The organism is Chryseobacterium sp. DZ-32 (genome assembly GCF_059587025.1).
Genome location: NZ_JCAIOM010000022.1, coordinates 34,269 through 56,485, shown reverse-complemented (window position 1 = coordinate 56,485; position 22,217 = coordinate 34,269). Strand labels below are relative to the sequence as shown.

Sequence of the window (22,217 nt, the reverse complement as noted above, 5' to 3'; positions counted from 1 at the left end):
TAAAGCAGATATGTCGGATTTTTTTGCACACGAAACGGCCGTTATTGACGATGGATGTCAAATAGGAAACGGAACCAAAATTTGGCACTTTTCACATCTGATGACAGGTTGCATTTTGGGCGAAAAATGCAATATTGGACAGAATGTTGTCATTTCACCTAAAGTCGTTTTGGGGAAAAATGTAAAAGTTCAGAATAATGTTTCCATCTATGAAGGAGTAACATGTGATGATGACGTTTTCTTAGGTCCTTCAATGGTTTTTACCAATGTGATAAATCCCAGAAGTGCAGTAAACAGAAAAAATGAATATCTGAAGACTCATGTTGGAAAAGGTGCCTCCATCGGTGCTAATGCAACTATCGTTTGCGGGCACAATATAGGTCAGTACGCTTTTATCGGTGCAGGAGCTGTGGTTACAAAAGAAGTTCCGGATTATGCATTGGTAGTGGGAAACCCTGCCAGACAAATGGGTTGGATGAGCGAATTCGGGCATAAACTTCAGTTTGATGCAGATAATATTGCCGTTTGTGAAGAAAGTGGAGAAAAATATAAATTAGAAAATAATAAAGTTTCAAAAATTTAAATATGCAAATGAGTGAAAAAATAAAATTTGCAGTAGTGGGCTGCGGACATATTGGCAAGAGACATGCCGAGATGATCACAAGAAATTCAGAATGTGAGCTTGTAGCTCTTATAGACATAAAGGATAAAGCTGCTTTAGGAATTGAAAGCTACGATGTTCCTTTCTTTGCATCGTTAGATGAATTTTTGAAATCAGGGATAGAAGCAGATGTTATCAATATCGCTTCTCCCAACGGATTCCACTTTGAACAATCTTATAAAGCCATTGATGCCGGAAAGCATATTGTAGTGGAAAAACCAATGACTTTGAACAAGCAGGATGCGGAAAAACTTATTTTCCAGGCTTTGCACAAACACAAACAGGTTTTTGCGGTAATGCAAAACCGTTATTCTCCACCTTCTGCTTGGGTGAAAGGTATGGTAGAAAACGGAAAATTGGGTGAAATATACATGGTTCAGCTTAATTGCTACTGGAATCGTGATGACAGATATTATAAGCCGGAGTCATGGCACGGAAAGAAAAATCTGGATGGAGGAACATTATTTACACAGTTTTCTCATTTTATCGATATTATGTATTGGCTTTTCGGTGATATTACCAATATACAGGCAAAATTTGCAGATTTTAATCATCAGACTCTTACAGATTTTGAAGACTCAGGATTTATTAGTTTCGATTTCGTAAACGGTGGGATGGGAGCATTAAACTATTCTACTTCAGTATGGAATCAAAACCTTGAAAGTTCAATGACAATTATTGCAGAGAACGGTGCTATAAAAATTGGCGGCCAATATATGGATAAAGTGGAGGTATGCAATGTGAAAGATTATGTAATGCCAGAATTACCACCTACAAACCCTGGAAATGATTATGGCGCATACAAAGGCTCTGCAGCCAACCATCACTACATTATTGAAAATGTAGTAGACGTGTTAAAAGGACGAAATACTATTACAACAAATGCTTTGGAAGGGTTGAAAGTAGTAGATATTATTGAAAGGATTTATCAATTAAAAAAATAATTATGTTGTCAAATTTTGTTCCGCTGGCAAGCCCGGATATTAATGAAACAGATATTAACCGTGTTGTGGATGTTTTAAAATCAGGAATGCTGGTGCAGGGAGAGAATGTTGGTTTATTAGAAACCTTCTTCTCTGATTATTTGGGAGCAGAATATGCTTCAGCTCTGAGTAACGGAACTTCTACTTTGCACCTGGCATTAATTACATTAGGAATTGGTGCTGGTGATGAAGTCATTGTTCCTGCATTCAGTTATGTGGCTACAGCTAATGTAGTGGAACTGGTAGGCGCAAAATGTATTTTTGTAGATATTGATGAAAATACATTTAATATTGATGTCAATAAAATAAAAGAAGTTATTACTCCGAATACAAAAGCTATTATCCCTGTTCATGAGTTTGGTTTAGCCTGCGACATAGAAAGTGTAATGGATATTGCCCGCGAGCATAATCTGTATGTTATTGAAGATGCTGCATGTGCTTTGGGAGCAACTCAGAATAACAAAAAAGTAGGGACATTTGGTGATTTCGGTTCATTCTCATTACATCCACGTAAAAGTATTACCAGCGGTGAAGGAGGAATTCTGACAACGAATAATCCCGGGTATTCAGCTAAGGTAAGAATACTTAGAAATCATGGTATTGAAATGCAGGATGGCAGAATGGAATTTGTAGAAGCAGGATACAACTATAGAATGACGGACTTTCAGGCAGCACTGGCTCACAGCCAGATCCAGAGACTGGATAATATCCTTACGATGAAACAAACTTTGGCAGAGGTGTATCTATCTGAAATTAATAACCCAAAGATCACATTACCTGTAGTGCCTGAAGGAAGAAACCATACATGGCAGACTTTTCACGTCTTAATCGACGACAGTTTACAGCAAAATGAAGTGCTTGAATTTTTAAGAAGTAATAAAATTGGGGCAAACTACGGAGCTCAATGTATTCCTGCTATGAAATACTATGCAGACAAATACAATCTGGATTATAGAGAAAAGTTCCCGAATGCTTACAGGGCATATTCTAAGGGAATTGCCTTACCATTGTATGAAAAACTGACAGAAGATACAGTCTTCAAAATCTCGCAAATAGTCAACAAAATATAACGATATAACGAATCAAAAAAAATTTATTTAAAATGATAACTAACAAAACGATTTTTATCACCGGAGGTGCAGGATTTATTGCCAATACTCTGATTAAACATTACATAGAGAATAATAAAATTGTGGTGTATGATAACTTTCACAGAGATACATTAAGTTCAAGCGGGTTAGCAAATCACCAGAATTTGACGGTCATCAAAGGAGATGTTTTAGACTTAGCATTTTTAACAGAAAGCATGAAAGGTGCTGACGTTGTTGTTCACGCAGCAGGTATTGCAGGTATTGATACTGTAATCAAAGATCCGGTAAGAACAATGAGCGTAAACATGATCGGAACTGCGAATGCGTTGGAAGCAGCAAAAATAAATGGAATAAAAGACAGATTTGTAGACTTCAGTACTTCTGAAATTTTTGGTAGCCACGCTTTCAAAAGTAGAGAAGAAGACACTGCGGTTGCAGGAAGCGTAGGAGAAGCAAGATGGGTATATGCAGTAAGTAAGCTTGCCGGAGAACATTTGGCTCACGCGTATTACAAGCAGCATAAACTTCCGGTGGTTACTGTAAGACCTTTCAACGTATATGGTCCTGGACAAACCGGGGAAGGTGCTTTACAGATTTTCATCAAAAAAGCGCTTAAAAATGAAGATATCTATATCTATGGAGACGGTACGGCAATCAGAGCCTGGTGCTTTGTTGATGATTTTGTAGACTGCCTGATCAGATGTATTGAAGATCCGAAAGCTATCGGAGAAAGCTTTAACCTAGGTAACCAGAGAACGGTTATTACAACATTAGGTTTAGCTGAATCTGTATGCAGAGTACTGAAGAGCAACAGTAAAATCATCTTCAAAGATGCTCTTAGTGCTGACATTGAAATGAGAATCCCAAGTGTAGCAAAATCAAAAGAAATTTTAGGCTTTGAAGCAAAAGTAGATCTTGAAGAAGGTATTTTAAGAACAGCTGAATACTTTAAATCTATTGAAAACTAAAGAAGAAATATTAATATTTCCTTATAGCGGGACTGGTATTGAGGCATTAGACTGTCTGTCTGAAGAGCAGTGTTGTATAGGTTTTATTTCTGATAATCCTTCGATGATCGGAACGGAACAGTATGGCATTAAAATTTATAGCAGAGAGGCATTTCAGGAATTTCCTGAAGCTAAAGTCCTGGCTGTCAATGGCAGTCCTGATTCTTATAAAAAAAGAAAGCAAATAATTGATGGGCTTGAAATAGAGACTGACAGATTTACAACACTTATCCATCCTAAAGCTGTTATCGGAAGGAATGTAAAGGTAGGAAAAAACGTCCTTATTATGGCCGGAGTTGTAGCTACTGCAAACGCAGAAATAGGAAATCATATTTGTATTCTCCCTAATACTGTTGTTCATCATGATTCTAAAATCGGGGATTATACCTTGGTTGCAGCGAATAATACTATTTGTGGAGATGTCATCATCGGAGAGAACTGTTATTTGGGAGCTTCTTCAAATTTCAGAAATGGAGTAAAGATAGGCAATGGAAGTCTTATTGGTATAGGAAGCAATGTGGTTGGTAACATTGGAGATAATAAAATGGTAAAAGGTAATCCTGCAAAGGAATATTCTGAGAAATCAGACTAAATAGGAGATTTATGAAACATAAAATTAGAGCTTTCAAAAATATGCTGTTGATGTCTGCACCGGAGTATATTGCCGGATTTTCAGTTTTTGTTATCCTGATCTCTTTTTCCAAGAAAGCATCTCTAGCAGAAATTGGAGAACTTACATTTGCTAATACTGTGGGGCAGTTGGTTTCCAGTGTTTTAGCTGTTGCCTTGTTAACAACTATGCGGCGTGATTTTGTACTGAAGACAGCACTTAGGGATAAATATGCCATATCTTTATATATCATTAGAATCCTGATTTCATTATCTATATTTATTATTTCATTTGTACTATTGGAACTAAACCTTTTCAGCGAAATAGTACTGCTAATGATAGTTTCCAGAGGAATCGATTCTTTGTCTGAAACTTATTATTATACATTGCTTTCTAAGGAGGAAATTTTAAAATTTTCAATATTAAAAAGCATGCACTATATAAGCCTTATATCCTTTGTCATTCTTGGGATTTATAAGGGGTTTGATCTCCATCAGATCAGCTATATATTTTTATTCAACAGTATAATCTGGTGTTTGGTCAATTTTATTCTTCTTTTTTTTGAAAAGGGAATTGTTAAAAAAATCATATTTCTTGATACTTATCAGACTGATCTTTTTAAAAGAACATTGCCCCTGTTAATGAGCAGCACCATATACTTATTATCTGCAAGGCTGAATTTATTTATTGTAAAAAAGATATGCAGCCCAGAGGATTTTGGTCTGTTTAGTATAATTATTACTATTCTGGGGATATTTTCTATTTTTACAAGTGCAATCAGTAGTTTTTTGATTAATAAACAGGTAGAATGGTATAAAGTGTCACTTCAAAGGCTAAAAATAAATTCAATAAAACTTGCAATTCCATTATTTGCTGCAGGACTTATTATTTTATTGATTTCTTATTTTGTTTCAGACTACATCAATTATCTCTTCAAGAATTTTGATATGAACCACTTGTGGTTATTGAAACTATCTTTAATTTCAATTTTGGTTTATTTCATCCAGATACCTTACAATTACCTATTTACAGTGATGGATAAAAATAAAGTGGCCTTGTATTTTTCAGTCTTTATGATTGTTGTTGCAGCATTATTATATTATCCGTTTACGTTTTATTTTGGTCTTACGGGGTCTGTAATTGCTTTTTTAGGATATAATATACTTTGGTGTGGTAGCTTATTTGGTATTTCTATGTATATTATTAACAAACAAATTTTAAAAGGAAATGAATAACATATTGATTGTTTCTAATACACTGTGTTTTGGGGGGGCAGAAAGTTTTTCTGCACAGTTATTCGAAAATTTGGAGCAGCAGTATGATAATCTGCATTATGCTGTTTTTTCATGCAATATGGATTTACTGGAACGTTTCCCTGCTATTGATAGAAAAAAAATACATCAGTTTGATGATTCTGATAGAACCAATACTTTTAAAATGCTTTCAAAGATTTTTAAAGTAAAAAAATACCTTAAGGATCATAATATTGATACAATATACTGTAGCCAGCCTGATTCTGCACTGATTTTTTGGTTATTAAAAATTTTTAATAAAAAAATTAAAATCATATATATAACCATGCATGTATATGAAAATGCTGATGCCAAAGAAAAATTTATCTGGAAAACTAACCTGCCTAATAGAAGTACGGACATTTTTATCGGACTGAGTGAATACCTATCTTTACAGCTAAAGCAAAAAAATAAGGTAGATCCTTCGAAAGTAATAATCAACAGGCTCCCTGTAGATATTAATAAATTTAATGTTGCCGATAAAAAAGAGAGAGAGCAGTTTAATTTACCTCTAAATAAGAGGATTGTTGGAATATGTTGCAGACTCTATCCTATAAAAAGGGTTGATCTTTTTGTAGAAGCCTTCAGACATATTGAGGATGAAGATACAATAGGTGTTATCTATGGAGAAGGTCCTGAAAAAGAAAGACTACTGGGTATGATAAAAGATTTTCAATTATCGGATAAAGTCTTTTTGCGACCATTTATAGATAATGTTAATGAAGTTATTCCAATGTTTGATCTTTACTTACAAACTGTGGACGGTCCCAATTTAGGACTGGTAACACTTGAAGCTTTCAGTTCAGGAGTCCCAGTCATTATGCTTGCTGATAATGAGGAAGAAAGATTTATGATCCTTGATACCTATTGTAACGAAAATGTAGGTGGAATATCTACTACAGATCCTAAAAATATAGCTTTAAAAGTGTTGGAAATATTAAATATTTCTGAAAAGGATGGAATGCCTGCAAGATGTAGAAAACTGGCAGAAGAAAAATATTCATGGCCCGCATTTCTTTCTATCAATGAGAAAATTCTAAAACAGTTTAGATGACTTTTTTTATAATATTATATATAATATTTCTTACTCTGGTATTTTTCTTTTTTAGGAAGAATTACAGACTTTTTGGGTATGAAAAGTATGATTTTCTTTTACCCATAAATATTATATTGTTTTTTTCGGTATTGGCTACTCCCTATATGTTCTATATAGTGAAACATCCTGATATTATCTATACACCTGTTGATCCTGATAATTTAAATAACTTGCTGTTCAAGTATATTCTTTTGCATGTAGGCTGTATTATTTTTTTTATTGTAGGGACTGTATCTTTTCTGAAAAAAATGTTAAGTTCTTTGATTAGTAAGCTGGATATTATTACGGTGGGACAAAGTAAGAATTTGTTATTTTTATTAAGTATTATATTTTACTTACTTTCTGTTTATAACTTTAAATCCTTACAGCTTGACAATCTTTTTCAAATTTTTATCAATAGAAATGAAAATATAAGTAAACTGGGATATATCTATTTCACTCAACAAATTATCGGATATTATATATTATATCTCTATCTTTTAAGAGACCGGTTAAACTTGGTACAAAAGATCAACCTGGGAGTGTTTTTTATTACCTTCCTGTTATCTTCCCTGCTTACCGGCGGACGTACTCAGATATTGTACATGCTTATATTCTGTTTTATTGTTATACAAATAAAAAAGCCAGCATCTATTAAACAATTCTTTAAGCCCAAGTACATCTTATTGATGGCACTTTTCTTCGGAGTAATGTATATCATCCCAAAATTCAGAGGAACGGCAGCATGGAATAATGAAGGATTGGTATCTGTGATGACAACTAAAGATGAAAACTCTTATCAGTCTTATCAGTTGCTTTCTGATATGAGTGGACTGGATAGGTATTTATTTATCATAGATATGTTTGACAGACATGGCTTCTGGTATGGAGAAGGATATGTAGATGTAGTAAAAATTTTACTGCATCCCATTATAAGAAGCGATGTAAGTAAGCTACCAAAAGGAGATGATGGCCTTTACCTGGCAGTAATGTCAAACGAAAAACGGTTTATTGATAAACCTTACCGTGTAGATGATGATTATATGACTTCCTTTCCTGTAGGTAATTATGCAGCCTATATGAACTTTGGAATTATAGGACTGTTATTGGCTTACTTTCTTCTTGGAGGAATTGCCAATACTCTCTATCAGGGATGTAAGAAAGGACGATTTAAATATATTTATTTTTATACACTCTTTATTTCGGGATCTGTTGCCTTTTCGAATATTGGTCTCCTTAATATTATTATTAACTCTATTACCCTGGTAATTGTATTTGTTATTATCAGAATTTTTAGCCCGGGTAATATAAAACTACAAAGATGAAATTTGTTTTAATGGGAGTAAAATCCTCCCCTAAAAATATAAGTGGTCAGTCTATATGTTTTGATATGCTTTTGGACGAACTGAAAAAGCAAATGATTCCGTTCAAGTATATCACAGTAAGCGTAGATACCGACAGTAATTTTCAGAAGGTACTGGAATATCTTACAGCCTGCATCAAACTGATTTACTTTTATATGACGACAATGGGTAAATCAAAGATGATCTACATTGCAGTTGCACAGTCCAGACTGGGCTTTTACAGAGATTTTATGTTTGTCTGGATTTCTGCATTATTCGGAAAGAAAATCGTAGCCCACCTGCATGGAGGCAATTTTAAAACATTCTATCTTGAACAGTCTCCTTTCCTTCAGAAAATAATCAAAAAAACATACGACCAATGTGACTGTATTATTGTTTTGTCCAGAGTATATACTGATCTTTTTGATTTTGTAGATAACTATAAAGAAAAAGTAAAGGTAGTTCCTAATGGAATTCCGGAATTTGATAACGACGAGTCAATAGAAAAAAAATATAATCCGACCAGACCGGTGATCCTGTATCTTTCTAATCTTATTGAGAGTAAAGGCTATCTGGATGTTTTGCATTCGTCCCTGATTCTTAAAGAAAAATATAATATTTCTCCACAAGTTTATTTCTGTGGAAACTTTTTAAGTAACTCGGATGATGTGACTTTTGACAGCGTTGAAAAAGCAAAAGATTACTTTCATAATTTTGTGAAAGAAAATAAGCTGGAAGACAATGTTGTCTATAAAGGGTTGGTTCAGGGTGAAGCCAAAGATCAGCTTTTAAAGAATGCTGACTTTTTGATTCTACCCACCAATTATAATGCAGAAGGGCAGCCTATATCTCTGATAGAAGGATTAAAGAATGGCTGTGTGCTGATTACAACCCAATACAGAGACATTCAGTATATGAATCTGGATAAAGAAACAGGTTTTTTTGTAAATTATAACGATCCTGAGGCTATTGCAGAAATGATCAGTAACGTGAATGAACAAGACTTTAAAAGAATGAGTCTGAATGCTCAGAAACATTTTAAGAACAGCTATTCTTTTATCAGTCATTATAATAATATAATAAAAATTTTCCATGAATATTCAAAATAAAGTATTACTAATTACTGGAGGAACAGGTTCTTTCGGAACAGCCGTTCTAAGAAAATTTATCAATACCGATCATTTTAAAGAAATCCGTATTTTTTCCCGTGATGAGAAGAAGCAGGATGATATGAGAAATCAATTTAAAAATGATAAACTGAAATTTTATATCGGAGATGTAAGAGATTACAGAAGTATTGAACAGGCTATGAGAGGAGTAGACTATGTTTTTCATGCTGCAGCCTTGAAGCAGGTACCTTCGTGTGAGTTTTTCCCGATGCAGGCATTAAAAACCAATGTAGAAGGAACACAGAATGTAATTGATGCAGCTGAAGCAAATCATGTTCAGAAAATGATTTGTTTGAGTACGGATAAGGCAGCTTATCCTATCAATGCTATGGGTATTTCCAAAGCAATGATGGAAAAAGTAGTAGTAGCAGCCTCCAGAAATTTGAAAAATACAACAGTTTGTCTTACGAGATACGGAAACGTTATGGCATCCAGAGGTTCTGTGATTCCATTATTTGTTAAACAGATTAAAAACGGTGAACCTATTACTATTACAGATCCAAAGATGACGAGATTTTTAATGTCATTGGAGGAAGCTGTCGAACTTGTTTTATTTGCTTTTGAAAATGGAAATACTGGAGACCTATTTGTCAATAAAGCACCGGCAGGAACTATCGGTGATCTGGCTCAGGCTCTTAAAGAATTGTTTAAAGCAGACAGTCCGATAAAAGTAATTGGAACAAGACATGGGGAAAAGCTTTATGAAACTCTTTGTACACGTGAAGAAATGCTGAAGGCAGAAGATATGGGAGATTTCTACAGAATTCCTGCAGATAACAGAGATCTTAATTATGATAAGTATTTTTCAGAAGGTATGAAAGACATTTCAAAAATAGAAGATTATCATTCTCATAATACGAAGCAGCAGGATGTTGAAGGAATGAAAAAACTTCTTTTGAAGCTTCCTTTGATCAGAAAAGAAGTATTAGGAGAAGATGTAATGCAATATCCAGACTAAAAAATGAATAATCCGGAAATTATTGAGGGTGGAAAATATGCTGATGAAAGAGGAAATCTGTTTTTCAATAATAATTATAATGCTTCTGCAATAAAAAGAATATATTGCATTGAGAATAGTAATATCGATTATATAAGAGGATGGGCCGGACATAAGACAGAACAACGTTGGTTTACAGCCATCCAGGGAGCTTTTATGATTAAATTTGTAAAAATTGATCACTGGGGTGAACCCTCAAAAGATCTTCAGATTCTTACTTTTGAGTTGAATGACGAAAAATTGGATGTACTTCATATGCCGGCAGGGTATGCCTCTGCAATTCAGGCAAAAGAAAAGGGATCGAAACTTTTAGTAATGGTAAATTATTCTTTAGGTGAAATTGATGATGACCATCGTTTCCCTCTGGATTATTTTGAAAATATGTAATGATGATAAAAATAGGAATAACCGGACAAAACGGTTTTGTAGGATCACATCTGTACAATACACTGGGGCTAAAGCCTGAGCGGTATAAAAGGATTGAGTTTGACAGATCTTTTTTTGATCATCCGGATCAGCTGGATGCATTTGCAAAACAATGTGATGTCATTGTACATCTTGCAGCAATGAATCGTCATCCGGATCCTGAAGTGATTTTCAGTAACAATATTGAACTCGTAAGGAAATTAATAGATTCTTTGGAACGAACGGAATCAAAGGCTCATGTTTTATTTTCATCATCTTCTCAGGAAGAAAGAGATAATCTATATGGAAAATCGAAAAAAGAAGGAAGAATGCTTTTGGCAGACTGGGCAAAAAAAGCTGGCGGAAAATTTACAGGAATGATTATTCCTAATGTTTTCGGACCTTTTGGAAAGCCAAACTATAACTCTTTCGTTGCCACCTTCTGTTACAAGCTTACACATGGTGAAACCCCTGTTATTGATAATGACGGCGAAGTGAAGCTAATCTACGTAGGAGAGCTCGTACAGGAAATCATCGGCCAGATAGAAGCGTCAGATTCCAAAGAGTTTTACGAAGTAGAGCATACTTCAGTAAATAAAGTCTCTGAAGTATTGTTAAAACTTGAAAATTATAAAAAATTATATTTTGATAATGGTGAGGTTCCACAGCTTACATCAGCTTTTGATCTGAACTTGTTTAATACTTTCCGTTGTTATTTTGATATTAAAAACCATTATCCTGTCAAATTCACACAACATACAGATCCGAGAGGAGCTTTTGTAGAGGTGATCAGACTTGGAATAGGCGGTCAGTGTTCATTCTCTACAACAGTTCCCGGAATTACGAGAGGAGACCATTTTCATACCAGAAAAATTGAAAGGTTCGCAGTAATAAAAGGAGAAGCACTTATCCAGTTGCGAAAAATTGATACTGATGAAATTTTCGATTTTTATCTGAAAGGGGATGAGCCCGCTTATGTAGATATGCCTATCTGGTATACCCATAATATTAAGAATATAGGAAATGAAGATCTTTATACCATTTTTTGGATTAACGAAGCATTCAACCCGGAAGATCCTGATACATATTTCGTAAAAGTATAATCAATGTATACACCGGTTGCTTTTTCAATTGTATTCTATCTGTTTACATCATTGCTGGTCACAGCAGTTGTGATAGATAGTTATTCAAAAAAACGGTTACTCAGTATAGATGGAAATACAGGCTATTTCTATCTTATTCCTCTGTTTTTAGTTATCCTTATTGGTTTCAGACCCGTAGGTATCACTGGTTTCACAGACTCCGAAATGTATAGGGAATTCTTTGATATAGCACGTGTAGAAGGTATTTCGCCCATGCCGAATAAGGATTTGTTTTTCGGGTATTTTATTTTGTTTACCTCTTATATTACCAATGAGAGAGGTTTTTTTATCTTATGTGGTTTAGTATCGGTAGCACTGTTGGTATTGGTATCAAAACATATTTCTAAAAAGCACTGGATATTATTTTTTATCTGTCATACAGCTTCCCTTTATTACTGGAATTATAATGTATATGGTATCAGACAGGGGATGGCATCCGTCATGTTTTTATATGGGGTTTTTATTAAAAACAAATGGTGGAAGTCTTTACTCATGTTACTAGCATTTGGATCTCATTTTTCTTTGGGACTTCCGGTATTGGTATATATCTTCTCAGGACTGATAAGCAAAGTTGATAGAAAATTCTATTGGATTTGGGGATTGGCAATTCCTGCTTCTTATTTTTTTGGAATTGAAATTGAACATACTGTTGCCAACTTAATCCCGGATGAAAGAGCACAATATTTTATAGAAAATATTGATGAGCAGGTATTCCGTTGGGATCTGATTGCCTATAGTTCGGTTATCATGGCAATTTCTTATTATTTTATATTCATTGAAAAGATAAAAGATGTCACTTATCATAGGATAGTGAATGTTTTTATTTTTACAAATACTATATTTTTATTTTTGGTAAGAGTAAATCACGCTCATAGATTTGCCTATTTATCCTGGTTTTTAGCTTCATTAATCATTTTTTATCCGTTTTTTATTAATAACGATGAAAAATTGAGAAACAAATACAGGTTGTTCTCGCAAACTTTACTCGCGTTTTTTACCTTTGTAGTTCTCCATTTTATAAGAATAACTTTTTTATAACCATATGATGAAATTAAAAGTAATGACAGTCGTGGGCACACGGCCGGAAATCATTAGATTATCAAGAGTGTTAGCCGCTTTAGATACTTCTGAAGCAGTAGAACACATTGTAGTCCATACAGGACAAAATTACGACTATGAACTTAACCAGATCTTTTTCGACGATTTAGGTTTAAGAAAACCTGACCATTTCCTGGAAGCAGCAGGAAAAACAGCTGCAGAAACAATTGGAAATATTTTGGTTAAAATTGATCCGCTTCTCGAGGAAGTGAAGCCAGATGCGTTTTTAGTACTCGGAGATACAAACTCATGTTTATGTGCTATTCCTGCCAAAAAAAGACAGATTCCGATTTTCCACATGGAAGCCGGAAACAGGTGTTTTGATCAAAGAGTTCCCGAAGAAACCAACAGGAAAATTGTAGACCACATTTCAGATATCAATTTAACATACTCTGATATTGCCAGAGAATACCTTTTGCGAGAAGGACTTCCTGCTGACAGAATCATTAAGACGGGATCCCCGATGTACGAGGTTCTGAATCATTATCTTCCCAGAATTAAAAATTCCGATGTTCTTACTAGATTAAATCTTGAAGAAGGAAAGTATTTTGTAGTATCATCCCATAGAGAAGAAAATATTAATTCAGATAAAAATTTCAGAGGACTCATCAACAGCCTTAATGCAATTGCAGAAGAATATCAATATCCAATCATTTTTTCAACTCATCCCAGAACAAGAAATATGATTGATAAAATGCAGGTGCAGGTGAGATCTGAAATTCAGTTTCTAAAACCCCTTGGGTTCCATGATTACAATGCTCTTCAAATGAGAAGTTATGCTGTACTGTCGGATTCCGGTACTATTTCAGAAGAATCCTCAATCCTTAATTTCAGAGCGCTTAACATCAGAGAAGCACATGAAAGACCTGAAGCTATGGAAGAAGCTTCTGTTATGATGGTGGGATTATCTCCTGAGAGAATTTTGCAGGGATTGGTACAGCTTAAGCAGCAGCAGACAGGAGAAAATAGAAACTACAGACTTGTGGCAGATTATTCTATGCCCAATGTGTCAGAAAAAACGGTTAGAATTATTGTAAGCTATACCGATTACGTTAACAGAGTAGTCTGGAGTAAATTATGAATATAATGTTTCTTACCTTAGTGAAGATAAATACCTTAAAAGAACGTGGTATTTATCAAGATTTAATGCGGGAATTTTCCCAGCATGGGCATTACCTGTATATAGTTTCCCCTGTTGAAAGATGCGAAAATCAAAAAACTAATGTGAAAAAAGAAGGGAATACTGTTTTTCTGAATGTAAAGACACTTAATATCCAGAAAACGAACTTTATTGAAAAGGGAATTTCTACCTTAACAATCGATAAACTATTTCTGAGAGCCATCAATAAACACTTGCCAGAAGTAAAATTTGATCTGATTATTTATGCCACGCCTCCTATTACTTTTACAAACCTTATTAAATATATCAAAAAAAGAGATCAGGCTAAAACATATCTGCTCCTAAAGGATATCTTCCCCCAGAATGCTGTTGATATGCAGCTGATGTCTAAGAAAGGATTACTATACAACTACTTTAGAAATAAAGAAAAAGAATTATATTTGATTTCAGATAAAATTGGGTGTATGTCTGATGCCAATCTAAAATTTGTGATGGAGCATAATCCTTTTATTCCCAAAGAAAAACTGGAGGTAAATCCAAATGCTATTGAGCTCTTACCTATAAATAAAGAAATGAGTTACCAATATAAAGAAATTCATGCTAAGTATGGCATCCCTGAAAATAGGAAAATCTTTATTTATGGTGGGAATTTGGGAAAACCTCAGGGAATTGATTTTGTGATAGAAACCTTAAAAACTAAATCAGAAGATGACAGATTATTTTTTGTGATAGTGGGCTCAGGAACAGAATTTGGCAAAATGAGGAAGTGGTTTGATACTTTCCGCCCCAAAAATGCTTTGCTTTTGTCTGCTATTCCAAAAACTGAGTATGACCTGCTGGTACAGTCCTGTGATGTCGGGTTGATCTTTCTGCATAAAGATTTCACCATCCCGAATTATCCATCTCGTTTACTCTCATATCTTGAGTTCAGATTGCCGGTCCTTACAGCTACAGACTCTTCTACAGATATCGGAACAGATGTAGTTAAGAATAATTGTGGCATAGCCGTGCATTCGGCAAATCTTCAGGAGATGATAAAAGCAATAGATAAATTTGTAGAAATGGACAGTAATGATTTTGAAGAAATGAGAGAAAACAGCAGAAAATTCCTGGAAAGAGAATTTTTGGTACAACAATCTTATGATAAAATTATTAACGCTTAAAAATAAAGAGAAAAGAAAAAGATGTATCGTGTTTTTGTAAAAAGAGTTTTTGATTTTATATTAGCCTTAACCGGTTTGCTTATAATAAGTCCTGTGTTTATTGTTTTTTTTATTGCTTTGGCCATCGCAAATGAATGGAAACCTTTTTTCTTTCAGAAAAGACCTGGCAAAAACGGTAAAATTTTTACCATTATAAAATTCAAAACAATGAATGACAAAACAGACTCTGAAGGTAATCTATTGCCAGATGCAGAGAGACTTACGGCAGTGGGATCGTTTGTCCGTAAAACATCTATAGATGAAATTCCTCAACTGATTAATGTTTTGAAAGGAGATATGGGATTAATAGGGCCAAGACCGTTACTGGTACAATATCTGCCGCTTTATAATGATCATCAGGCAAGAAGACATGAAGTAAGACCGGGAATTACCGGCTGGGCACAGATTAACGGTAGAAATGCTATTTCTTGGGAAGAAAAGTTTAATTTAGATGTCTGGTATGTGGATCATGTATCCTTTATCCTGGATCTGAAAATAATATTTCTTACTATAAAGAAAGTTTTTATAAAAGAAGGTATTTCAGCCGATGGACACGTTACCATAGAACCATTTCAAGGAAATTAATTAATAGCTATGTATTTATTTGGAGCAAGCGGACATGGAAAGGTAATTGCAGATATTGCTGCTGCTAATGACATAAAAATTAAGGCATTTATAGATCAGGATGTCACTAAAAAGGAATGCTATGGATCTCCGGTTTTGAATAATTTACCGGATGATAAAGAAAAACTGATTATTTCAATTGGCAACAATCTGATCCGTAAGAAAATCGCAGAACAGATTAATCATAAAATTGGCACTTTAATACATCCCAAAACAATCATTTCAGGTTCTGTGAAAATAGAAGAAGGAACAGTAATCATGGGAGGCGTGGTAATTAATGCAGATACGGCCATTGGAAAACATTGTATCATCAATACCAATGCATCTGTAGATCATGATTGTGTGATTGAAGATTTTGTTCATATTTCTCCCAACTCAGCACTTGCCGGAGGAGTGGAAGTAGGTGAAGGCTCTCAGATTGGAATAGGAGCTTCTGTAATCCAGGGAATCAAAATAGGAAAATGGTGTGTAATTGGTGCCGGTGCAGTCATCATTACCGATGTTCCCGATTACTCAGTTATTGTGGGAAATCCGGGGAGAATTATCAAGAAAAATATTATATAAACAAGTTACTAATCAAAAATATGAATACTAAAATCTGGCTGTCCTCACCGCATATGGGAGGGAATGAACAAAAATACATCAACGAAGCATTTGAAGAAAACTGGGTAGCTCCGTTGGGACCTAATGTTAACGGATTTGAAGGTGATCTGGAGCAGTTTTTAGGTGGAAGTGTAAAAGTGGCTGCGCTGTCTGCAGGTACTGCAGCATTACACCTTGCTCTTATCGAATGCGGAATTGTACATGGCGATGAGGTGATCTGTCAATCCATGACTTTCTCTGCTTCAGCCAATCCAATTGCGTATTGTGGAGCAATCCCTGTTTTTGTTGATAGTGAACCGGTTACATGGAATATGTGCCCTAAAGCACTGAGAGAAGCCATCGAAGACAGAATCCAAAAAGGAACAAAACCTAAAGCAATCATTGTAGTACATCTGTATGGTATGCCGGCAAAAATGGACGAAATTACTGCCATTGCTCAGGAATTCCAGATCCCTTTGATAGAAGATGCTGCTGAAGCCCTGGGCTCAACTTATAAAGGACAGGCTTGCGGTACATTCGGCCGTTTTGGAATTTTAAGTTTTAACGGAAATAAAATTATTACCACTTCAGGAGGTGGAGCTTTGGTTTGTCATACTCAGGAAGATAAAGATAAAACCGTTTTCCTTTCTACACAGGCCAGAGATAATGCTCCCCACTATCAGCACTCACACATCGGTTTCAACTACAGAATGAGCAATATTGTAGCAGGAATAGGAAGAGGACAGATGGAAGTGCTTAAGGACAGGGTTGCTGCCCGTAGAGCAATGCACAATTTCTATGTTGACCTTTTCCGCAATATTGAAGGGGTAACTGTACTCTCAGAGTCGAATGATGATTTTTATTCCAACCACTGGTTATCTGCAGTGATTGTTGATCCGGAAATGACAGGAAAAAACAGAGAAGGTTTAAGACTTGCATTTTTAGAAGATAATATAGAATCAAGACCGCTTTGGAAACCTATGCATTTGCAGCCGGTTTTTGAAACTTCTCCTTATTATGGCGGGAATGTTTCTGAAAAACTTTTTGATAACGGATTATGCCTTCCTTCAGGCTCTAATCTGTCAGAGGATGACAAAGAAAGAATAGCAAAGGTTGTTCATTCTTACTTTGGACTTTAATATTATTTGAACTTAATGAATCAGTATAAATATTGGAAAAAAGTTTTTGATTTTGTCTTATCGGCAATATTGATCCTTTTTCTTATGCCTGTACTGATTATTTTATTTGTGATTGCAAGTCTGGATACATCTTCCAACGGAATCTTTTTTCAGACCCGGATAGGGCAGTATGGAAAGCCTTTTACCATTTTTAAGATTAAAACAATTCATGAACAGAAGAGAACATGCTCAAAAATAGGGCAGACTCTCAGAAAATTTAAGCTCGATGAATTTCCGCAATTGTTTAATATTATAAAAGGTGATATGAGTTTTGTAGGTCCCAGGCCTGATATTGAAGGATATTACGATAAACTTGTCGGAGAAGACAGGAAAGTTCTGGAGCTGAAACCCGGGCTTACCTGTGAAGCAAGTATTAAATATAGAGACGAAGAATACCTTCTGAAAAACCAGGAAGATCCTTTAGCTTACAATGATGAAGTGTTATTTCCGAACAAAGTAAAAATGAATCTGGACTATTTTGAAAAGATGTCTTTCAAAAACGATATAAAGATCTTGTTTAAAACATTAATAACCACATTGAAATAGAGTTTTTAACTATTATGAAAATTAAAGAAACCCCGCTTAAAGACTGCTACATCATAGAGCCTACCATATTTGAAGATGAAAGAGGCTACTTCTTTGAAAAGTTTAATGAAAAAAAATTCGAAGAACTTACCGGAATGAACGGGCACTTTGTGCAGGATAATATTTCCAGATCTTCCTACGGAGTATTAAGAGGCCTGCATCTTCAGAAAGGAGAACATGCCCAGGCAAAACTGGTTTCCTGTCTTGAAGGAAGCGTTTGGGATGTGGCTGTAGATCTTAGGGAAGATTCTCCTACATTCGGAAAATGGTTCGGAATAGAACTTACTGCTGAAAACAAATTACAGCTTTATGTGCCGAGAGGTTTCGGACATGGTTTTTCTGTATTAAGTACCCATGCTGTATTTTCGTATAAATGTGATAATTTTTACAATAAAGAGTCAGAAGGCAGTGTAAAATTCAATGATCCTGATCTTAATATCGATTGGAAGGTAGATGAAAAAGATGCCATACTTTCCGAAAAAGATCAGAACGCTCCTGGATTTAAAGAAAAAAACTTTTAAAGCATATCCCTGAAAACCACTTTTATAAAGTGGTTTTTATTTTTTAATCCTAACTCTCCAATATTTTGTATCTTTGCAGACTCAAAATCAAAACGATGCGTACAAAATCTGTAGGGAAGAAGAAAATCAATGTAGTCACTCTTGGATGTTCCAAGAATGTATATGATTCTGAAGTATTAATGAGCCAGCTGAAAGCCAATGGCAAAGAAGTGGTTCACGAAGACCGTGGGGACATTGTGGTCATCAATACCTGCGGATTTATTGATAATGCCAAAGAAGAATCTATCAATACGATCCTCGATTACGTTGACGCTAAAAACAGAGGCGAGGTGGAAAAAGTATTCGTTACAGGATGTCTGTCTGAAAGATATAAACCGGATCTGATCAAAGAAATCCCGGATGTAGATCAATATTTCGGAACAAGAGATCTTCCGGTACTTTTAAAACATCTGGGAGCAGATTATAAACATGAACTGGTAGGAGAAAGATTAACAACAACTCCAAAACATTACGCATACCTTAAAATTTCTGAGGGTTGTGACCGGCCATGCTCTTTCTGCGCCATCCCTTTGATGAGAGGAGGGCATATTTCAACACCCATCGAAAAACTGGTTTTGGAAGCTCAGAAACTGGCAAAAAAAGGGACAAAAGAATTAATTCTTATTGCCCAGGATCTTACCTATTATGGGTTGGATCTGTATAAAAAAAGAGCATTAGGTGATCTTTTAAAAGAGTTGGTAAAAGTAGAAGGAGTAGAATGGATTCGTCTTCACTATGCTTTCCCAAGCGGTTTCCCTGAAGATGTTCTTGATATTATCCGCGAAGAACCTAAAATCTGTAATTATATAGATATTCCTCTTCAGCACATCAATTCAGACTTGTTGAAATCTATGAAAAGAGGAACTACGCATGAGAAAACAGATGCCCTTTTAGGAAAATTCAGAGAGAAAGTTCCTGATATGGCAATCAGAACAACGCTTATTGTTGGATATCCCGGTGAAACAGAAGAAAGATTCCAGGAACTTAAAGAATGGGTAAGAGAGCAGAAGTTTGACCGATTAGGATGTTTTACCTATTCGCATGAAGAGAATACTACAGCTTATGTTTTGGAAGATGATATTCCACAGGAAGTAAAAGAGGCAAGAGTAGAAGAAATTATGGAATTGCAGTCTCAGATTTCATGGGAAAAAAATCAGGAAAAAATCGGTAAAGTATTCAGATGTATTTTTGACCGTAAAGAAGGTAATTATTTCATCGGAAGAACTGAGTACGATTCACCGGATGTAGATAATACGGTTTTGGTTTCAGCTGAAGATACTTATATTTCTATTGGTGAATTTGCAGACGTGAAAATTACTTCTGCCGAAGAGTTTGACTTATACGGAGAGTTAGTTTAGCTAAAGGCTTACTAATCAAGTCAAAATAGTATTTCCAAAATCAAATTATTAATGAAAATTAACATAGAATTTTCTCGGTAATATATTTTTATTTTATTGATAATCATATAATTAGAGTTTTTTGTGTAATTAAGAATTTTTAATTTTCTTTTATAATGTAATTAAAATCGAAAATTATCCTTAAATTTGCGCAAGAAGCAATATTTTTAAATCATGTGCTTTCAGCAAGTTAATCATTAAATAAGCTAAAAGTCAATTGAAATAGTTATTGTATTACTTTGGCTTTGTTTTAATGTTCACAAGTTGAGATGTATCATCTCTTTTTGGAAATATTGATGAAAAAAAATGTAATTAAAAATCTTTAAAAACTTATGAAAAAATTTTTATTAACAGCAATTATGCTTGTTGGCCTTTCGGCTGTTTCTAAAGCTCAACAGGGGCGAGTGGGGATTAACACAACCACACCTGCCGCGACTTTAGATGTAGTAGCAAACACTACGGATAATGCAAGACCTGACGCCTTATTAGTCCCTCGTATGACAGCAGCCGAATTATCCGCTAAGGATGATACTAGTGGAACATATGCTGCGCCTCAAAATGGAGCCATTGTTTACATTACTTCAGGAACCGGTACAGGAGCTAGAAAAGCTAAAATTACTGGCCCTGGTTTCTATTATTTTGATAATACGGTTCCAGAATGGAAGCCTTTTGGGGGTGGTGCAGCTCCTTCAGGAATGACTGTAAGAGCACAAACAGCTTCTACAATCTCAGATGCAGACTTGAATAATGCAATCCTGGTTACTTCAAATGTTACATTTAACTTAGCTACATTAACGAAAACCAACGGTAAAACTATTACATTTATAGATGCAACCAATGGAGCCTTCTTTAGTGTATCGGGAGCTCATAGTACTGCTTCAACGACACCTCTTCAATCAGGTGGATCTTTGTCTTATATTTGTGATGGGACAAACTGGTATAGCTATAGTTCATTCTAATAACAAAACACAATTATGAAAGTATATTTAACATCAGCATTGTTTGCCATTGTTGCGGCATCAAGCACTTTTTTCGCTCAATTGAGATCAAATGGTACTGTCAGTGCTACAGTAGCTACACAATCCGTATTCTTAGATGCTTCTGCAAACGGCTTTACAACATCAACTAGTAATGGTAAAGGATTAGCATTTCCTAGAACAAATTTAACTACGTTCACTTTTGTAACACCAGTAACTAGTGCACTTAATTTCCCTACAGCATATGATGGGATGATTGTATATAACTCCACTGCTGGTACTACTCCTGCTACAGGATCAGGTATCGGAAACCAAACGGTAGGTGTAGGTTTTTACTATTTCAGCAACCCTACTCCAACACCAGCATTCTCTTCGGCTTCAGGACAATGGTTACCATTAGGGTCTGCTCCGAAAGAAAATATTCTTACTACTGAAACTGTTACAAACAGACAAGTAAATAATGCGCAGATTTATGGTATCAAAGGAACTTTTACTGCAAATGGAACTACTACTGCAGTAACAATCCCAGCGCCAGGTGGAATTACAGCATTGTACGGAATTACTATTTATAAGGCAGGTACTAATAATGTATATTCCAGAGAATTGTATTCATATGATATATCTACTGGAGCTGCTGTTACAGGTTCTCCTAGTATGTCTGTAGTATATCCAAGTGGTACATATGATTATGTTTTAGAATATTTAAAATAGTATAATACTTAATTATATAATAAAAACCAATGAGAAATCATTGGTTTTTTGCTTTTTACAGAGAAGGATGTTCTTTTATTTTTTCGGGTAATACATCGTGATTGAATCACTTTTTGAACAATTGAAATCAAATATGGACTGATAATGAATCAGACTTTACATTTTAACAAAATAAAAAGGTGTTAAAAATCAATTGCATAATCTCAACAGATGAAGCTAAAGAGCTTCTGAGAAAAGTTTTTTCCTAAAGTTGAATTTTAAGACTTTAAAATTTTAACAAGTAGTTTTGAAATTTTATTTTAACTCTATGATTTTTGTAAAATATTGATTATCAATCTATTTTAGATTTGTTGTTTTTAAATTATGCATGAATTAGTTAATTATGTTAACTTTTTAGATCTTTTTTTA

23 protein-coding genes are annotated in these 22,217 nt (G+C 34.8%); all 23 read left to right on the top strand.

Going from position 1 to position 22,217, the window contains the following annotated elements; all coding sequences use genetic code 11:
* The first annotated feature begins 10 nt into the window (after positions 1–10).
* Positions 11–583: an acyltransferase gene (locus AC59HC_RS20200; RefSeq protein WP_202841031.1), complete on the top strand. Its 573-nt coding sequence runs from the start codon at positions 11–13 to the stop codon at positions 581–583.
* Between the two features lie 8 nt (positions 584–591).
* Positions 592–1,605 carry a Gfo/Idh/MocA family protein gene (locus tag AC59HC_RS20195; RefSeq protein WP_411413552.1) on the top strand — a complete coding sequence of 338 codons (1,014 nt, stop codon included), beginning with the start codon at positions 592–594 and terminating at the stop codon, positions 1,603–1,605.
* A gap of 2 nt (positions 1,606–1,607) precedes the next feature.
* Positions 1,608–2,714: a DegT/DnrJ/EryC1/StrS family aminotransferase gene (locus tag AC59HC_RS20190; RefSeq protein WP_343639513.1), complete on the top strand. Its 1,107-nt coding sequence runs from the start codon at positions 1,608–1,610 to the stop codon at positions 2,712–2,714.
* 32 nt (positions 2,715–2,746) lie between these two features.
* Positions 2,747–3,703, top strand: a complete 957-nt coding sequence (locus tag AC59HC_RS20185) for an NAD-dependent epimerase/dehydratase family protein (RefSeq protein ID WP_120232066.1) — start codon at positions 2,747–2,749, stop codon at positions 3,701–3,703.
* The gene (locus tag AC59HC_RS20180) at positions 3,693–4,334 is read left to right on the top strand and encodes an LbetaH domain-containing protein (RefSeq protein WP_202841024.1); all 642 of its coding nucleotides are present in this window, start codon (positions 3,693–3,695) and stop codon (positions 4,332–4,334) included. The genes AC59HC_RS20185 and AC59HC_RS20180 overlap by 11 nt, the downstream gene beginning before the upstream one ends.
* 353 nt (positions 4,335–4,687) lie before the next feature.
* Positions 4,688–5,587: an MATE family efflux transporter gene (locus AC59HC_RS20175; RefSeq protein WP_496559235.1), complete on the top strand. Its 900-nt coding sequence runs from the start codon at positions 4,688–4,690 to the stop codon at positions 5,585–5,587.
* Positions 5,580–6,698, top strand: coding sequence for a glycosyltransferase family 4 protein (locus tag AC59HC_RS20170; RefSeq protein WP_343639506.1), 1,119 nt, complete (start codon positions 5,580–5,582; stop codon positions 6,696–6,698). The genes AC59HC_RS20175 and AC59HC_RS20170 overlap by 8 nt, the downstream gene beginning before the upstream one ends.
* A 710-nt stretch (positions 6,699–7,408) precedes the next feature.
* Complete coding sequence (locus AC59HC_RS20165; RefSeq protein ID WP_343639504.1) at positions 7,409–8,044, top strand: hypothetical protein; 636 nt, start codon at positions 7,409–7,411, stop codon at positions 8,042–8,044.
* Complete coding sequence (locus tag AC59HC_RS20160) at positions 8,041–9,171, top strand: glycosyltransferase family 4 protein (RefSeq protein ID WP_482400164.1); 1,131 nt, start codon at positions 8,041–8,043, stop codon at positions 9,169–9,171. The genes AC59HC_RS20165 and AC59HC_RS20160 overlap by 4 nt, the downstream gene beginning before the upstream one ends.
* Positions 9,155–10,189: a polysaccharide biosynthesis protein gene (locus AC59HC_RS20155; protein ID WP_343639502.1), complete on the top strand. Its 1,035-nt coding sequence runs from the start codon at positions 9,155–9,157 to the stop codon at positions 10,187–10,189. Before AC59HC_RS20160 ends, AC59HC_RS20155 begins: the two co-directional genes overlap by 17 nt.
* Before the next feature lie 3 nt (positions 10,190–10,192).
* Positions 10,193–10,615, top strand: a complete 423-nt coding sequence (locus tag AC59HC_RS20150) for a WxcM-like domain-containing protein (RefSeq protein ID WP_496559234.1) — start codon at positions 10,193–10,195, stop codon at positions 10,613–10,615.
* Positions 10,616–10,617: 2 nt separating this feature from the next.
* A complete protein-coding gene (locus AC59HC_RS20145; protein ID WP_202844137.1) occupies positions 10,618–11,736 on the top strand; it encodes a polysaccharide biosynthesis C-terminal domain-containing protein in 1,119 nt (372 codons plus the stop codon).
* Between the two features lie 3 nt (positions 11,737–11,739).
* Entirely contained in the window at positions 11,740–12,813 is a 1,074-nt protein-coding gene (locus AC59HC_RS20140) for an EpsG family protein (protein ID WP_202841015.1), read from the top strand.
* 4 nt (positions 12,814–12,817) lie between these two features.
* Positions 12,818–13,954 (top strand): non-hydrolyzing UDP-N-acetylglucosamine 2-epimerase, encoded by a 1,137-nt coding sequence (gene wecB / locus AC59HC_RS20135; protein WP_202841013.1) that lies wholly within the window; start codon positions 12,818–12,820, stop codon positions 13,952–13,954.
* Positions 13,951–15,156: a glycosyltransferase family 4 protein gene (locus tag AC59HC_RS20130; RefSeq protein ID WP_202841011.1), complete on the top strand. Its 1,206-nt coding sequence runs from the start codon at positions 13,951–13,953 to the stop codon at positions 15,154–15,156. The genes wecB and AC59HC_RS20130 overlap by 4 nt, the downstream gene beginning before the upstream one ends.
* A gap of 21 nt (positions 15,157–15,177) precedes the next feature.
* The gene (locus AC59HC_RS20125; protein ID WP_496559233.1) at positions 15,178–15,780 is read left to right on the top strand and encodes a sugar transferase; all 603 of its coding nucleotides are present in this window, start codon (positions 15,178–15,180) and stop codon (positions 15,778–15,780) included.
* 9 nt (positions 15,781–15,789) lie between these two features.
* Positions 15,790–16,383, top strand: coding sequence for an acetyltransferase (locus AC59HC_RS20120; protein WP_110010017.1), 594 nt, complete (start codon positions 15,790–15,792; stop codon positions 16,381–16,383).
* Between the two features lie 20 nt (positions 16,384–16,403).
* The gene (locus AC59HC_RS20115; RefSeq protein ID WP_202841007.1) at positions 16,404–17,540 is read left to right on the top strand and encodes a DegT/DnrJ/EryC1/StrS family aminotransferase; all 1,137 of its coding nucleotides are present in this window, start codon (positions 16,404–16,406) and stop codon (positions 17,538–17,540) included.
* Positions 17,541–17,555: 15 nt separating this feature from the next.
* Positions 17,556–18,125 carry a sugar transferase gene (locus AC59HC_RS20110; protein ID WP_496559232.1) on the top strand — a complete coding sequence of 190 codons (570 nt, stop codon included), beginning with the start codon at positions 17,556–17,558 and terminating at the stop codon, positions 18,123–18,125.
* Between the two features lie 14 nt (positions 18,126–18,139).
* Positions 18,140–18,685 carry a dTDP-4-dehydrorhamnose 3,5-epimerase gene (gene rfbC / locus AC59HC_RS20105; RefSeq protein WP_110010014.1) on the top strand — a complete coding sequence of 182 codons (546 nt, stop codon included), beginning with the start codon at positions 18,140–18,142 and terminating at the stop codon, positions 18,683–18,685.
* Between the two features lie 95 nt (positions 18,686–18,780).
* Positions 18,781–20,082 carry a 30S ribosomal protein S12 methylthiotransferase RimO gene (rimO, locus tag AC59HC_RS20100; RefSeq protein ID WP_202841003.1) on the top strand — a complete coding sequence of 434 codons (1,302 nt, stop codon included), beginning with the start codon at positions 18,781–18,783 and terminating at the stop codon, positions 20,080–20,082.
* 371 nt (positions 20,083–20,453) lie between these two features.
* Positions 20,454–21,080 carry a phage tail-like protein gene (locus tag AC59HC_RS20095; RefSeq protein ID WP_202841002.1) on the top strand — a complete coding sequence of 209 codons (627 nt, stop codon included), beginning with the start codon at positions 20,454–20,456 and terminating at the stop codon, positions 21,078–21,080.
* A gap of 81 nt (positions 21,081–21,161) precedes the next feature.
* The gene (locus tag AC59HC_RS20090) at positions 21,162–21,809 is read left to right on the top strand and encodes a hypothetical protein (RefSeq protein WP_202841001.1); all 648 of its coding nucleotides are present in this window, start codon (positions 21,162–21,164) and stop codon (positions 21,807–21,809) included.
* Positions 21,810–22,217: the final 408 nt, after the last annotated feature.

Bases quoted from the DNA above. Each gene is read 5' to 3' on its own strand.
- AC59HC_RS20190 (WP_343639513.1), top strand. From the start codon at position 1,608: ATGTTGTCAAATTTTGTTCCGCTGGCAAGCCCGGATATTAATGAAACA.
- AC59HC_RS20170 (WP_343639506.1), top strand. From the start codon at position 5,580: ATGAATAACATATTGATTGTTTCTAATACACTGTGTTTTGGGGGGGCA.
- AC59HC_RS20095 (WP_202841002.1), top strand. From the start codon at position 20,454: ATGAAAAAATTTTTATTAACAGCAATTATGCTTGTTGGCCTTTCGGCT.
- AC59HC_RS20165 (WP_343639504.1), top strand. From the start codon at position 7,409: ATGGCACTTTTCTTCGGAGTAATGTATATCATCCCAAAATTCAGAGGA.
- wecB (WP_202841013.1), top strand. From the start codon at position 12,818: ATGATGAAATTAAAAGTAATGACAGTCGTGGGCACACGGCCGGAAATC.
- AC59HC_RS20150 (WP_496559234.1), top strand. From the start codon at position 10,193: ATGAATAATCCGGAAATTATTGAGGGTGGAAAATATGCTGATGAAAGA.
- AC59HC_RS20115 (WP_202841007.1), top strand. From the start codon at position 16,404: ATGAATACTAAAATCTGGCTGTCCTCACCGCATATGGGAGGGAATGAA.
- AC59HC_RS20200 (WP_202841031.1), top strand. From the start codon at position 11: ATGTCGGATTTTTTTGCACACGAAACGGCCGTTATTGACGATGGATGT.
- rimO (WP_202841003.1), top strand. From the start codon at position 18,781: ATGCGTACAAAATCTGTAGGGAAGAAGAAAATCAATGTAGTCACTCTT.
- AC59HC_RS20155 (WP_343639502.1), top strand. From the start codon at position 9,155: ATGAATATTCAAAATAAAGTATTACTAATTACTGGAGGAACAGGTTCT.
- AC59HC_RS20110 (WP_496559232.1), top strand. From the start codon at position 17,556: ATGAATCAGTATAAATATTGGAAAAAAGTTTTTGATTTTGTCTTATCG.
- AC59HC_RS20160 (WP_482400164.1), top strand. From the start codon at position 8,041: ATGAAATTTGTTTTAATGGGAGTAAAATCCTCCCCTAAAAATATAAGT.
- AC59HC_RS20145 (WP_202844137.1), top strand. From the start codon at position 10,618: ATGATAAAAATAGGAATAACCGGACAAAACGGTTTTGTAGGATCACAT.
- AC59HC_RS20185 (WP_120232066.1), top strand. From the start codon at position 2,747: ATGATAACTAACAAAACGATTTTTATCACCGGAGGTGCAGGATTTATT.
- rfbC (WP_110010014.1), top strand. From the start codon at position 18,140: ATGAAAATTAAAGAAACCCCGCTTAAAGACTGCTACATCATAGAGCCT.
- AC59HC_RS20175 (WP_496559235.1), top strand. From the start codon at position 4,688: ATGATAGTTTCCAGAGGAATCGATTCTTTGTCTGAAACTTATTATTAT.
- AC59HC_RS20195 (WP_411413552.1), top strand. From the start codon at position 592: ATGAGTGAAAAAATAAAATTTGCAGTAGTGGGCTGCGGACATATTGGC.
- AC59HC_RS20120 (WP_110010017.1), top strand. From the start codon at position 15,790: ATGTATTTATTTGGAGCAAGCGGACATGGAAAGGTAATTGCAGATATT.
- AC59HC_RS20130 (WP_202841011.1), top strand. From the start codon at position 13,951: ATGAATATAATGTTTCTTACCTTAGTGAAGATAAATACCTTAAAAGAA.
- AC59HC_RS20125 (WP_496559233.1), top strand. From the start codon at position 15,178: ATGTATCGTGTTTTTGTAAAAAGAGTTTTTGATTTTATATTAGCCTTA.
- AC59HC_RS20140 (WP_202841015.1), top strand. From the start codon at position 11,740: ATGTATACACCGGTTGCTTTTTCAATTGTATTCTATCTGTTTACATCA.